11 protein-coding genes are annotated in these 13,166 nt (G+C 63.5%); 1 reads left to right on the top strand and 10 read right to left on the bottom strand.

Going from position 1 to position 13,166, the window contains the following annotated elements:
- Nucleotides 1-44 precede the first annotated feature (44 nt).
- The 10 genes from LDZ27_RS04345 to gyrA form a co-directional block, all read right to left on the bottom strand.
- A complete protein-coding gene (locus LDZ27_RS04345; RefSeq protein WP_244815490.1) occupies nt 45-338 on the bottom strand; it encodes a lipopolysaccharide assembly LapA domain-containing protein in 294 nt (97 codons plus the stop codon).
- 290 nt (nt 339-628) lie between these two features.
- Nucleotides 629-958, bottom strand: coding sequence for an integration host factor subunit beta (locus LDZ27_RS04340; RefSeq protein WP_008342376.1), 330 nt, complete (start codon nt 956-958; stop codon nt 629-631).
- A gap of 22 nt (nt 959-980) precedes the next feature.
- Complete coding sequence (rpsA, locus tag LDZ27_RS04335; RefSeq protein WP_244815489.1) at nt 981-2,714, bottom strand: 30S ribosomal protein S1; 1,734 nt, start codon at nt 2,712-2,714, stop codon at nt 981-983.
- Nucleotides 2,715-2,846: 132 nt separating this feature from the next.
- Nucleotides 2,847-3,527, bottom strand: coding sequence for a (d)CMP kinase (gene cmk / locus LDZ27_RS04330; RefSeq protein WP_244815488.1), 681 nt, complete (start codon nt 3,525-3,527; stop codon nt 2,847-2,849).
- 57 nt (nt 3,528-3,584) lie between these two features.
- Nucleotides 3,585-4,889, bottom strand: coding sequence for a 3-phosphoshikimate 1-carboxyvinyltransferase (gene aroA, locus LDZ27_RS04325; protein ID WP_244815487.1), 1,305 nt, complete (start codon nt 4,887-4,889; stop codon nt 3,585-3,587).
- Nucleotides 4,890-4,898: 9 nt separating this feature from the next.
- On the bottom strand, nt 4,899-5,825 hold the full coding sequence (locus tag LDZ27_RS04320; protein ID WP_244815486.1) for a prephenate dehydrogenase/arogenate dehydrogenase family protein: 927 nt from the start codon (nt 5,823-5,825) through the stop codon (nt 4,899-4,901).
- Nucleotides 5,826-5,884: 59 nt separating this feature from the next.
- Nucleotides 5,885-6,967: a prephenate dehydratase gene (pheA, locus tag LDZ27_RS04315; RefSeq protein ID WP_244815485.1), complete on the bottom strand. Its 1,083-nt coding sequence runs from the start codon at nt 6,965-6,967 to the stop codon at nt 5,885-5,887.
- An 88-nt stretch (nt 6,968-7,055) separates the two neighbouring features.
- Nucleotides 7,056-8,138, bottom strand: a complete 1,083-nt coding sequence (gene serC / locus LDZ27_RS04310) for a 3-phosphoserine/phosphohydroxythreonine transaminase (RefSeq protein ID WP_244815484.1) — start codon at nt 8,136-8,138, stop codon at nt 7,056-7,058.
- 167 nt (nt 8,139-8,305) lie between these two features.
- Nucleotides 8,306-8,914, bottom strand: a complete 609-nt coding sequence (locus tag LDZ27_RS04305; RefSeq protein ID WP_244816037.1) for a DUF2059 domain-containing protein — start codon at nt 8,912-8,914, stop codon at nt 8,306-8,308.
- A 174-nt stretch (nt 8,915-9,088) separates the two neighbouring features.
- On the bottom strand, nt 9,089-11,755 hold the full coding sequence (gene gyrA, locus LDZ27_RS04300; RefSeq protein WP_244816036.1) for a DNA gyrase subunit A: 2,667 nt from the start codon (nt 11,753-11,755) through the stop codon (nt 9,089-9,091).
- Between the two features lie 668 nt (nt 11,756-12,423).
- Here gyrA and ompA point away from each other — a divergent pair.
- A complete protein-coding gene (ompA, locus tag LDZ27_RS04295; RefSeq protein ID WP_244815483.1) occupies nt 12,424-13,089 on the top strand; it encodes an outer membrane protein OmpA in 666 nt (221 codons plus the stop codon).
- Nucleotides 13,090-13,166 lie beyond the last annotated feature (77 nt).

The raw sequence follows: 13,166 nt of genomic DNA, 5'->3' as shown, positions 1-13,166 counted from the left end.
TCGGGCAGCCAGTGAGCGCGCGGACGGCTGTCCGAACACGCGCGTCAGATGAGCGGCGGCATCGGCGGGTCTTCCTTGACGACCGGCGCTTCGCGCGCGACGCGCACTTCGCGCTTCAGACGCCCGTTTTCCATCTGCAGGCGAACCAGCGCGGGGACGGCGGAGACAAGCCCCGCAACCAGTCCCACGACGAAAAACGCGAGACCGATGAGAATCAGCGGTGCGGTCCAGGCGTAACCTGCGAGGAAATTCAGTGTGACGGTCTGCGTGTTGGCAAGCGCCAGGACCAGCAGCAACACGAACACCAGAACGCGGATCAGCCAAACGATGAATTTCATGTAGGTCTCGCAAAAGCGGTGCACCCCGCGGCCTTCCCGTCGCGGTCGGGCCTACGTGATAACCCGGTGAAAGTGCCGGTATTGTAATGGATGCCTTTGGTCGGGGACACCGACCTGGCCCCACGCGCCCGGGCCTGTGTGCGCTACCGAACGTCCGCGCGAGAAACCCGCGCGCGCCGGACGAAAAAAAAGCACCCCGAAGGGTGCTTCTCTGGTCGATTGCCTCGTGGCCGGACGTTGCGACGGTGTCTGCGCGCAAGCGCGGATGACTGTCGCTACCGATACGCCGATCAGAGATCGTCTGCATCGTCGTCATTCGACGCCTTCAGCGGCTCGCCCGCGCGGCCATCGACACGTTCGCGCAATTCCTTGCCCGGCTTGAAGTGCGGCACGAACTTCTCCGGCACCAGCACTTTCTCGCCCGACTTGGGATTGCGCCCGACGCGCGACGGACGACGGTTGAGCCCGAAGCTGCCGAAGCCGCGAATCTCGATGCGATGACCGTTGGCCAAAGCCTCCGACATCGCATCGAGCATCGTCTTCACCGCGAAGTCCGCATCTTTAAGAACAAGTTGCGGAAATCGCGACGCCAACTGGGCGACCAATTCGCTTTTGGTCATACTGCAGCAATGCCTTTAGGGCTTAGCTGTTCTGGCCGTCGAGCTTGGCCTTGAGCAGCGCGCCGAGGTTGGTCGTGCCGGTCGCGGCGGCGTTCGAGTCCGAAGCTTGCAGACCGCGCATGGCTTCCTGCTGCTCGGCCGAATCCTTCGCCTTGATCGACAGGTTGATGCCGCGCGACTTGCGATCGATGTTGATGATCATCGCGTTGACCTTGTCGCCTTCCTTCAGCACGTTGCGCGCATCTTCCACGCGGTCCTGTGCGATTTCCGAAGCGCGCAAATAGCCTTCGATTTCGCCGGACAGCGTCACGACCGCACCCTTCGGATCGACCGACTTCACGACGCCGTCGACGATTGCGCCCTTGTCGTTGATCGCGACGAAGTTGCTGAACGGATCGCCTTCGAGCTGCTTGATGCCGAGCGAAATGCGCTCCTTCTCGACGTCGATGCCCAGAACCACGGCTTCGACTTCGTCGCCCTTCTTGTACTTGCGGACGGCTTCTTCGCCGGTTTCCGACCACGACAGGTCCGACAAGTGAACGAGACCGTCGATGCCGCCAGGCAGACCGATGAACACGCCGAAGTCGGTGATCGACTTGATGGCGCCGCTGATCTTGTCGCCCTTCTTGAAGTTGCGGCTGAAGTCATCCCACGGATTCGGCTTGCACTGCTTCATGCCGAGGGAGATACGGCGGCGGTCTTCGTCGATTTCGAGAACCATGACTTCGACTTCGTCGCCCAGCTGAACAACCTTCGACGGCGCAACGTTCTTGTTGGTCCAGTCCATTTCCGACACGTGGACGAGGCCTTCGATGCCCGATTCCACTTCGACGAATGCGCCGTAGTCGGTGATGTTCGTGACCTTGCCGAACAGACGCGTGCCCGACGGGTAACGGCGCGAGATGCCTTCCCACGGATCGTCGCCCAGTTGCTTGATGCCGAGCGAAACGCGGTTCTTCTCTTGGTCGAACTTGAGGATCTTCGCGGTGACTTCCTGGCCGACCGACAGTACTTCCGACGGGTGACGCACGCGACGCCATGCGATGTCGGTGATGTGCAGCAGGCCGTCGATGCCGCCGAGGTCCACGAACGCGCCGTAATCGGTGATGTTCTTGACCACGCCTTCGACGATCGCGCCTTCCTTCAGCGTCTCGAGCAGCTTCGCGCGCTCTTCGCCCTGCGTCGCTTCGATGACGGCGCGGCGCGACAGCACGACGTTGTTACGCTTGCGGTCGAGCTTGATGACGCGGAATTCGAGCGTCTTGCCTTCGTACGGCGTCGTGTCCTTGACCGGACGCGTGTCGACGAGCGAACCCGGCAGGAACGCGCGGATGCCGTTGACCATCACGGTCATGCCGCCCTTTACCTTGCCGGTGATCGTGCCGGTCACGAGTTCGTTGTTGTCCAGCGCCTTTTCCAGCGACAGCCACGAAGCGAGACGCTTCGCCTTGTCGCGCGACAGGATGGTGTCGCCATAGCCGTTTTCCAGCGCGTCGATCGCGACGGAAACGAAGTCGCCCGCCTGCACTTCCACTTCACCCGCGTCGTTCAGGAACTCTTCGAGCGGAATATAGGCTTCGGACTTGAGACCAGCGTTCACGACCACGAAGTTGTGGTCGACACGCACGACTTCGGCGGAGATCACTTCGCCGGCGCGCATGTCCTGCTTGGTCAGCGACTCTTCGAACAGAGCCGCGAAAGATTCGGTATTCGGGGTGGAGGTTTGCAGGTCGGACATAAAAATCGATATTTGCACGGCCTTTGCGCGGTGGTTCGACATTGAACCGGTGAAGCGCAACGCCATACGGGGTTAAAGGGTTTAACACACGCTCCGCATTCCGGCGGAACACCAAACTTCCGGCGATTGCCGGCCCTACTCAAGCTGTGACTATTCGCGCAATTCGCCGTACCAGCCGATGATCTGCTCGACCGCTTGATCGATCGACAAACCGGAGGTGTCCAGCGTTCTCGCGTCCGCTGCGCGCTTGAGCGGCGCGGCGGCCCGGTTCGTGTCGCGGGCGTCGCGTTCGCGCAAATCGCGCAGCAAGTCATCCATATTAGCAGAAAAGCCTTTTTGCATCAATTGCTTATGGCGTCTCGCCGCGCGCGCCTCGACGCTCGCGGTAAGAAAGACCTTCAGGGTGGCGTCCGGAAAGATGACCGTACCCATGTCGCGGCCGTCCGCGACGAGGCCCGGACGCTTGCGAAACGCCCGCTGCCGCGCAACCAGCGCCTGCCGCACTTCCGGATGCACGGCAATGGCCGACGCGCGATTGCCGACTTCCTCGGCGCGGATCTCGCCCGAGACATCGACGCCGTCGAGCTGCGCGCATCCCTCGCGGAACGTGATGTGCAGGTCGTCGACGAGGTTGGCGAGCGCGGCCGCGTCCGCGTTGTCGATGCCGTAGCGAATGCTCGCGAGCGCCGAGAGCCGGTACAGCGCGCCGCTATCCAGCAGATGAAAGCCGAGCGTGGCCGCGACGACTGCCGCGACCGTGCCCTTGCCCGACGCCGTCGGCCCGTCGATGGTGATTACTGGAGTGGGGTCGAAAGGACGAGTCGGTTTCATTGCATGCGGCCGTCGCGGCCCGTTGTTGCTGTAGTCAGAGTCGAACGCATTCGCGGCTCAGGCTCTCGTGAGCGACGCGAAGCGGTCGAAATAATCGGGAAACGTCTTGTTGACGCACTTGGGATCGTTGATGCGCACCGGCACGCCGCCGAGACTCACCAGCGAAAAGCACATCGCCATGCGGTGATCGTCGTAGGTGTCGATCGCGGCGTTCGCGGTGAGCTTCGCCGGCGGCGTGACGACGAGATAATCCGCGCCCTCTTCCACCGTCGCGCCGACCTTGCGCAACTCGGTCGCCATGGCGGCGATGCGGTCGGTTTCCTTCACGCGCCAGCTCGCGATGTTGCGAAGCGTGGTCGTGCCGTTGGCAAAAAGCGCGGCCACCGCGATGGTCATCGCGGCGTCGGGAATGAGGTTGAAATCCATGTCGACGGGCGCGAGCTTGCCGTCGTCGGATTCGACGCCGCGCACTTCGATCCAGTCGTCGCCCATCATGACGTTCGCGCCCATGCGGTTGAGCGCGTCCGCGAACCCGACGTCGCCCTGAATGCTCGACCGCCCGACGCCTTCCACGCGCACCGGTCCGTGGCCGAGTGCGCCCGCCGCCAGAAAGTACGAGGCCGACGACGCATCGCCTTCGACCATGATCGAGCCGGGCGACCGGTAGCGCGCGCCCGCCTGCACCGTGAAGCGCGCCCAGCCGTCGCGTTCGACCGTGACGCCGAAGCGCTCCATCAGCCGGACCGTGATCTCGATGTACGGCTTCGAGATGAGTTCGCCTTCGACTTCGATCGTCACCGGCGCGCTGCGCTCTTCGATGACCGGAAGCGTCATGAGCAGCGCGGTGAGGAACTGGCTCGACACGTCACCGCGCACGCGGATCGGCTTGTCCACGACGATCTTCGCCGGATGAATCCCGAGCGGCGGGAATCCGTCGTTCTGTTCGTAGTCGATGTTCGCGCCGATCTGCCGCAAGCCGTCGACGAGATCGCCGATCGGTCGCTCGTGCATGCGAGGAACGCCGTGCACGCGATATTCGCCGCCGTTGACCGCGAGCGCCGCCGTGAGCGGACGCACCGCCGTGCCCGCGTTGCCGAGAAAGAGTTCCGCCGATTTAGACGGGAACGCGCCGCCCGTGCCCGTCACGATCACGCGCTCGCCCTCGTGCCTGAGCGCGACGCCGAGCGCTTCGAGCGCGGCGAGCATCACGCGGGTGTCGTCGGAATCGAGCAGATTGGTGATCGCCGTTTCGCCCGTCGAGAGCGCGGCGAGCAGCAGCACGCGGTTCGAAATGCTCTTCGAGCCGGGCAACCGCACCGTGCCCCGCGCGCGAGCGAAGGGTCCGAGATCGAGATGTTCCATGCTGTGTCCTTATTTCGCGGCGGAATCGCCGGGAATCCTGATGCCGCCGCGTTCCTGCCATTCCTTGCGCGCGACGCGCGAGCGCGCGAACGCGGCTTCGAGCGCCGCGCCGTCCGATGCGTCGATGGCCGCGCGAAAACGCGCGAGCACGTCGGTGTACGCGTCCAGTTCGGCGAGCAGCGCGGCTCGGTTCGCGAGACAGACGTCGCGCCACATTTCGGGGCTCGACGCAGCGATGCGCGTGAAGTCGCGAAACCCGCCCGCGGCAAACGAAAATTTCAGCTGCGCGTCCGGCGCTTCGAGAATCTGCTCGACGAGCGCGAACGACAGCACATGCGGCAGATGGCTCACCGACGCGAACACGCGGTCGTGCTGCGTCTCGCTCATCCGGTGCACGGCGGCGCCCGTCGCGCGCCACATCGCGGCGATGCGCTCGACGTCGTCGGCTGCATTCTCGGCAAGCGGACACAGAACGACGTTGCGATCGACGTACAGGTCGGGCAACGCGGCATCGACGCCGCTCGATTCGCGCCCCGCAATGGGATGCCCCGGCACGAACTGCGCGACGCGCTCGCCGAGCGCCGCGCGCGCCGCCGCGACGACGTCGCTCTTCGTGCTGCCGGCATCGGTGACGAGCGTGTGCGCGTCCAGAAACGGCGCGATGCGTGCGAGCAGCGGCCCGGTCTGCGCGACCGGCGCGGCGAGCAGCACGACATCGGCGCCGCGCAGCGCGCGGGCGAGCGCGGCGGAATCATCGAGCGCGGCGGCTTCGTCGATCACGCCGAGTTCGACGGCGCGCGCAACGGACTGCGCCGAGCGCCCCACGCCGACGACGCTTCCCGCCAGCCCCGCCCGTTCGCGCAGCGCGCGCGCGAGCGACCCGCCGATCAAGCCGACGCCGAAAACAACCAGTTTATTGAAAGTGAACGCGGCCACGGGACACCGAAAAAAGCGCGTCACGCGACGCGGGAACCAAACGGCTGAAAGCGCGAATTTTACCGGGCGCGCGGATACGACCCGAGAATCTTCAGAAACGCCGCCTTGCGCCCGAGTTCGTCCAGCGCGGCGGCGACGGGCGCATCGTCGCGATGCCCCTCGACGTCGATGTAGAAGTAATACTCCCACGTCCCGATGCGCGCGGGCCGCGACTCGAAGCGCGTCATGGACACGCCGTGCTTCGCGAGCGGCTCGAGCAGCTTGAACACCGCGCCCGGCTCGTTCGCCACCGAGACGATGAGCGAAGTCTGGTCCAAGCCGCTCGAATCCGTCGGCTGCTTGCCGATGATGACAAAGCGCGTGCGGTTATGCGGATCGTCCTGAATCTGCGAGTACACGACGCCGAGGCCGTAATGCGTCGCGGCCCGATCGCCGGCGATGGCCGCGACGGTCGGGTCGGCGACGGCCATGCGCGCGGCTTCCGCGTTGCTCGAAACGGCCTGACGCTCGAGATGCGGCGCGTTCGCCGACAGCCAGCGCTGGCACTGCGCGAGCGCCTGCGGATGCGCGCAGACGCGGCTCACGCCTTCGAGCGTGCCCGAAGCGGTCAGCAGATTGTGATGGATCGGCAGCGCAAGTTCGCCGCCAAGGAGAAGTTGCGTCTGCAGCAGAAGATCGAGCGTGCGCGACACCGCGCCTTCCGCCGAATTCTCGACCGGCACGACGCCGTACTGCGCCGCGCCCGACTCGACCGAGCGGAACACTTCGTCGATGGAAGAACACGGCAGCCCTTCGATCGAATGGCCGAAGTACTCGAACATCGCCTGCTCGCTGTATGTACCGACCGGCCCGAGGAACGCGGCGCGGATGGTCTGCTCGAGCGCGCGGCTCGCCGCCATGATCTCGCGCCAGATCGCGCTGATGTGCTCGGCCGCGAGCGGGCCCTCGCTCATCGCCTGCAGTCGCGCGATGACCTGCATCTCGCGCTCCGGCCGGAACACCGGCGCATTGAAATGCTTCTTCACCTCGCCGACTTCGAGCGCGACGGATGCGCGCTGGTTCAGCAGCGCGATGAGTTGCGCGTCGAGCGCGTCGATGCGCTCGCGCAGCGGTTTGAGTCTTGAATTGAGATCGTCGTCCATGCGGTGCTTGTTGAGCGAATGCGGTTAAAGGAGCGAATTCGTTCGTACAGTCGACGAGCGTATCGCCGTGCGTCTCGACGGGCGCCGCTTATGCGCTCGTCCGCTCGAATTCCTTCATGTAGTCGACGAGCGCCTTCACGCCCTCGACCGGCACCGCGTTGTAGATCGATGCCCGCATGCCCCCGACGGACTTGTGGCCCTTCAGTTGCAACAGACCGCGCGCCTTTGCGCCGGCCAGGAAATCCGTATTGCGCGATTCGTCCGCGAGGAAGAACGGCACGTTCATGCGCGAGCGGTTCCGCCGCTCGACCTTGTTGACATAGAAATCGCTGGCGTCGATCGCGTCGTAGAGCAGCTTCGCCTTTTCGACGTTGCGCGCTTCGATCGCCTGCAGGCCGCCCTGCTTCTTCAGCCACTTGAACACCAGCCCGGCGATATAGATGGCGTACGTGGGCGGCGTGTTGAACATCGAGTTGTTTTCCGCGACCGTCTTCCATTCGAAGGCGGACGGGCAAATGGGCAGCGCGCGGTCGAGCAGGTCTTCCCGCACGATCACGACCGTCACGCCCGCCATGCCGATGTTCTTCTGCGCGCCGCCGAAGAGCACGCCGTACTTCGCGACGTCCATCGGGCGCGAGAGGATATGCGACGACGCATCCGCGACGAGCGGGATATCGCCGAGATCGGGAATCTCGAAGGCTTCGACGCCGTCGATGGTTTCGTTCGTGCACAGATGCACGTAGGCGGGATCGTCCGAGAGCTGCCATTCGCTCTGCGCCGGCACGCGCGTGTAGCCCGCTTCCGTCTTGCCCGTGGCCGCGATGTGCGGCGTGCAGTATTTCTGCGCTTCCTTGAACGACTTGTTCGACCACGAGCCGGTCACGACGAAGTCGGCGGTCTTCTTCGCGCCGAGCAGATTCATCGGGACGATGGCGTTTTCGCCAATGCCACCGCCCTGCAGAAACAGAATGCGATGCGACGCTGGCACGTTCAGCAACTCGCGCAGATCGGTGAGCGCCGCTTCGTGAATGGACATGAACTCGGCGCCGCGATGACTCATCTCCATCACGCTCATGCCGCTGCCGTGCCAGTCGAGCATTTCGTCGGCGGCCTGGCGCAGCACGTCTTCCGGCATGGCAGCCGGCCCGGCGGAGAAATTGAACACGCGCATCTGTGGGTCCCGAATGCAGGCGCGGCCATAAGAATGACGCGCGCCAAAAAGAAATGGCTGCTTGCGCTTGCGCGCAAACAGCCAATTATCGCATTGTCCTGAAAACCCGCCAATGCGCGAGGCGGCGCGCCCCGCGAGCGGATTCCCAGCAAACGCCTGCGTGGTGCTTACTTGCCCGGCTTGACGCTCGCCACTTCCTGATCGGCTTGCGAACGCGTCGCCTTGATGGCTTGCGGCATGTACTTCTGCATCAGGCCATTCACGACGTCGCGGCCAACCTGGTCTTGCACCTGGATGAACTTGCGGCCCGTCGGGCTCTTGTAGAAGTTCGTCAGGTCCTTGATTTCGTCGGTCGAGTAGTACTTCGCGTAGGCGTCGTACTGAGCCTTCATTGCGTCCTGACGGAAGTTGTCGGTTGCGAACACCTGGCCCGCGGAGTCGACGAGCTTCGGCACTGCGTTCTTCTGCAGCGTCGGAACAGCGGCTTGCTTCTGCTTGTCGTTCAGCGACTTGTTTTCCGACAGCGCGTCCGACAGGATCGCCGGAACGAGCTGCTTCGCCTGCATTTGCGCGCTGTTGCCGATGGCGCCGACGAGCTTTTGCGCGTCGATGGCATCGAGCAGATCCTTGATCGCGGCTTGCTTGGCCGGATCAACCGGTGCTGCTGCGGCCGGCGCCGCCGCCTGGTTCGGCGCCTGATTCTGGAGCGACTGAGCCATCGCGAAAGTCGGCACGAAAGCGGCCAGCAACATCCACTGCTTGAAACGTCCTTGCATCATTACTCCCTGTAGAAAATATCCAAACCGTACCGGCCGCGAGCCTGCGCCTTCACTGGGCGTTCGGCGCCGCGCTTCAAAGCGCGCGCAGCGCCGTCATTCAGCTCACGTCGCGCAGCTTAACCAATTCGGGTTGACAAAAGCGATAACGAGAAACCGGCGACACAAAAAATATCAGGCACCCTGGCCTTCACCGCCGTCGTCGCCCGGTGCGTCGTCCGGCGCGTCGTCCAGTGCCGCAGCCGAGCCGTTCGCGGCTGCTTCGGCTTCGTCGAGTTCGGCGTCAGCCTCGGCCTCGGCGATATGCTGCAGTCCCGACAACTTGGTTCCTTCGTCAAGGCTGATGAGTGTAACACCTTGAGTTGCGCGGCCCATTTCGCGGACTTCGGAAACGCGGGTGCGGATCAGCACGCCCGAAGTCGTGATCAGCATGATCTGGCTTTCGGAATCGACGAGCGTCGCCGCGACGACCTTGCCGTTGCGCTCCGAAGTCTGGATGGCGATCATGCCCTTCGTGCCGCGGCCGTGGCGCGTGTATTCATTGATCGGCGTGCGCTTGCCGAAGCCGTTCGCCGTTGCCGTCAGCACGGACTGGTTCTCGCCGCCGGCAACCAGCAGCGCGATGACCTGCTGGCCTTCCTCGAGCTGCATGCCGCGCACGCCGCGCGCTTCGCGGCCCATTGCGCGGACGTCGTTCTCGTCGAAACGCACCGCCTTGCCGGAGTCCGAGAACAGCATGACGTCGTGCGCGCCGTCGGTGATCGCCGCGCCGATCAGGTAGTCGCCTTCGTCGAGACCGACCGCGATGATGCCCTTCTTGAGCGGACGGCTGAACGCTTCGAGCGGCGTCTTCTTCACGGTGCCGAGCGCGGTCGCCATGAACACGTACTTGTCCGCCGAGAACTCCTTGATCGGCAGCACGACGTTGATCTTCTCGCCATCTTGCAGCGGGAACATGTTGACGATCGGACGGCCGCGCGAATTGCGCGAGCCCTGCGGCACTTCGTAGACCTTGACCCAATACACGCGGCCGCGGTTGGAGAAGCACAGCATGTGATCGTGCGTGTTCGCGATGAAGAGCGTGTCGATCCAGTCGTCTTCCTTCATCTGCGTGGCCTGCTTGCCGCGCCCGCCGCGCTTCTGCGCGCGGTATTCCGACAGCGGCTGCGACTTCACGTAGCCGGAATGCGACATGGTCACGACCATTTCCTGCGGCGTGATCAGGTCTTCGGTGTTGAGCTCGGTCGCGTTCATCTCGATACGCGAGCGGCGGTCGTCGCCGAACTCCGTGCGCACCTGGCCGAGTTCGTCGACGATCATCTGACGGATGCGCTCGGGCCGCGCGAGGATGTCGAGCAGGTCGGCGATCTGCGCCATCACTTCGCGGTATTCGCCGACGATTTTGTCCTGTTCGAGCCCGGTCAGGCGTTGCAGGCGCATCTGCAGAATTTCCTGCGCCTGGACGTCCGACAGTCTGTAGAGACCGTCTTCCTGCAGACCGTAAGCCGGATTGAGCCCTTCCGGACGATACGCGATGCGCCCGCCCGACGCCTCGGTTTCCGCGCGCGTGAGCATTTCGCGCACGAGCGACGAATCCCACGGGCGGTTCATCAGTTCCTGCCGGGCGATTGGCGGCGTCGGCGCGGCCTTGATGATCGCGATGAACTCGTCGATGTTCGCGAGCGCCACGGCGAGACCTTCGAGCACATGTCCGCGGTCACGCGCCTTGCGCAGTTCGTATACAGTGCGCCGCGTGAGCACTTCCCGTCGATGCGACAGGAAGCACTCGATCATTTCCTTCAGATTCAGCAGCTTGGGCTGGCCGTCGACGAGCGCGACCAGATTCATGCCGAACGTGTCCTGCAACTGCGTCTGCTTGTACAGGTTGTTCAGCACGACTTCCGGCACTTCGCCGCGCTTCAGTTCGATCACGACGCGCATGCCGCTCTTGTCGGATTCGTCGCGGATATCGGAAATGCCCTCGATCTTCTTCTCGTTGACGAGTTCCGCGATGCGCTCGAGCAGCGTGCGCTTGTTCACCTGATACGGAATTTCGTCGACGATGATGGCCTGACGCTGCCCGCGGTCGATTTCTTCGAAGTGCGTGGCCGCGCGCATGACGACGCGCCCGCGGCCCGTCCGGTAGCCGTCGCGCACGCCCGCGACGCCGTAGATGATGCCGGCGGTCGGGAAGTCCGGCGCGGGCACGATCTCGATGAGTTCGTCGACCGTAGCTTCGGGATGATTCAACAGATGCAGGCAGGCATCGACGATTTCGCGCAGGTTGTGCGGCGGAATGTTGGTTGCCATGCCGACCGCGATGCCGGCCGAGCCGTTGATGAGCAGATTGGGAATGCGCGCCGGCAGAACGAGCGGCTCGTTTTCGCTGCCGTCGTAATTCGGGCCGAAGTCGACGGTTTCCTTGTCGATGTCGGCCAGCAGTTCGTGGCCGATCTTCGCCATGCGGATTTCGGTGTAGCGCATGGCCGCGGCGTTGTCGCCGTCGACGGAGCCGAAATTGCCCTGGCCATCCACCAGCATGTAGCGCAGCGAGAACGGCTGCGCCATGCGGACGATGGTTTCGTACACGGAAGCGTCGCCGTGCGGATGGTACTTACCGATCACGTCGCCGACGATACGCGCCGACTTCTTGTAGGCGCGGTTCCAGTCGTTGTTCAGTTCGTGCATCGAGTACAGCGCCCGACGGTGCACCGGCTTCAGGCCATCGCGGACATCGGGAAGCGCGCGCCCGACGATTACGCTCATCGCGTAGTCGAGATACGAACGGCGCATTTCCTCCTCGAGGGAGATAGGCAGAGTCTCTTTGGCGAATTGATCCATTATCCGTGTCTTGAACTGTGCAGCAGCGACACGGCAGCGCGTTCGGGAGCTCGCGAGATTGCGACTTTTCGCCCGCCGGCCGCGCGACCTGCGCCGGCCAGGCGCGTAGCCGATACGCTGCTGCGCTGCGAACGCAGCGCATCGGGAGATTCTACCACGCGCACCCTGCGCGCCCGGCGCGGTACGTATACATAGTGTTGGTGGCGCGAAAAGCCCGGTCGTCGCTCTCCGACGAGTGCACGGCAAGCTCGTACCAATTACTTACAAAAACTGGGGAACGATTTCCGTCATTTCGTCATGACGGCGGGCTATCATGCCGCCTCACCGTTTCGCTCGGCGCTGAGCACGGGCGATGGAACATGTGAAAGAAGCGCGTTCGGGCACGCGAAATGCGCTTTGCCGACGCGTTTTCGAGCTGCGTTCGCCTCCTGTCCCTTTCTTGTTGCGGAGGCACCACATAAGGTTGCGGGCGGGCTGGGTGCGGGGATATTTTTATCGTTGCAAGGGAACGATATGGCAAAATGCCAACGCACAAAGTCAGACACTGCTCGAAGTCTATACAAAGCGTTTTGTTCCGCGGGAATGTTATACTTCGAGCAATGTATGACTTGTCTTCGTCTACAGGCTCGCAGTAAACCTGCGGTAATCTCAATTTCGAGAGGAGAAATATGAATAAACTTTCAAAGCTCGCGTTCATTGCAGCTACCGCAGTTATGGCTGCATCGGCCTCAGCGCAATCGGTGCCGGCCTCGCGACAAGCCGTGAATGACAACTGGGTGAACGGCACGGGCGAGTATGTGTGGATGAACGGCACGAACGAACTGTGCTGGCGCGACGCGTTCTGGACCCCGGCAACGGCTAACGCGAAGTGCGATGGCGCATTGGTCGCGCAAGCCCCGGCTCCGGCAGTCGTTCCGCCGCCGGCTCCGGCTCCGCAAATCACGACGCAGAAGGTCACGTATCAGGCCGACGCCCTGTTCGACTTCGACAAGGCAGTTCTGAAGCCGGCCGGCAAGACCGCGCTGGACGATCTGGCATCGAAGATCGGCGCGCTGAACCTGGAAGTCGTGGTCGCAACGGGTTACACGGACCGCATCGGCTCGGACAAGTACAACGACCGTCTGTCGCTGCGCCGTGCGCAGGCTGTGAAGGCTTACCTGGTCAGCAAGGGCATCGAAGCCAACCGTATCTATACGGAAGGCAAGGGCAAGCGCGACCCGGTCACGAAGAACAGCTGCCAGCAGCGCAACCGCAAGCAACTCATCGCCTGCCTCGCACCGGATCGTCGCGTGGAAGTCGAAGTTGTCGGCACGACGCGTCAGCCGCAGCAGTAAGCAGCACCGGCTGTTTGCCGCAGAATCGAACCCCCGCTTCGGCGGGGGTTTTTTTTCGCACGTATGTCGCGCTTGCC

Source organism: Caballeronia sp. Lep1P3 (assembly GCF_022879595.1).
Lineage (GTDB): Bacteria > Pseudomonadota > Gammaproteobacteria > Burkholderiales > Burkholderiaceae > Caballeronia.
The sequence above is the reverse complement of the archived record's forward strand: the minus strand, read 5'-3'. Positions and strand labels throughout refer to the sequence as shown.

Excerpts from the sequence above, each read along its gene's own strand:
- LDZ27_RS04345 (WP_244815490.1), bottom strand. The coding sequence starts at position 338 with ATGAAATTCATCGTTTGGCTGATCCGCGTTCTGGTGTTCGTGTTGCTG.
- LDZ27_RS04340 (WP_008342376.1), bottom strand. The coding sequence starts at position 958 with ATGACCAAAAGCGAATTGGTCGCCCAGTTGGCGTCGCGATTTCCGCAA.
- cmk (WP_244815488.1), bottom strand. The coding sequence starts at position 3,527 with ATGAAACCGACTCGTCCTTTCGACCCCACTCCAGTAATCACCATCGAC.
- aroA (WP_244815487.1), bottom strand. The coding sequence starts at position 4,889 with ATGGAACATCTCGATCTCGGACCCTTCGCTCGCGCGCGGGGCACGGTG.
- pheA (WP_244815485.1), bottom strand. The coding sequence starts at position 6,967 with ATGGACGACGATCTCAATTCAAGACTCAAACCGCTGCGCGAGCGCATC.
- serC (WP_244815484.1), bottom strand. The coding sequence starts at position 8,138 with ATGCGCGTGTTCAATTTCTCCGCCGGGCCGGCTGCCATGCCGGAAGAC.
- LDZ27_RS04305 (WP_244816037.1), bottom strand. The coding sequence starts at position 8,914 with ATGCAAGGACGTTTCAAGCAGTGGATGTTGCTGGCCGCTTTCGTGCCG.
- gyrA (WP_244816036.1), bottom strand. The coding sequence starts at position 11,755 with ATGGATCAATTCGCCAAAGAGACTCTGCCTATCTCCCTCGAGGAGGAA.
- ompA (WP_244815483.1), top strand. The coding sequence starts at position 12,424 with ATGAATAAACTTTCAAAGCTCGCGTTCATTGCAGCTACCGCAGTTATG.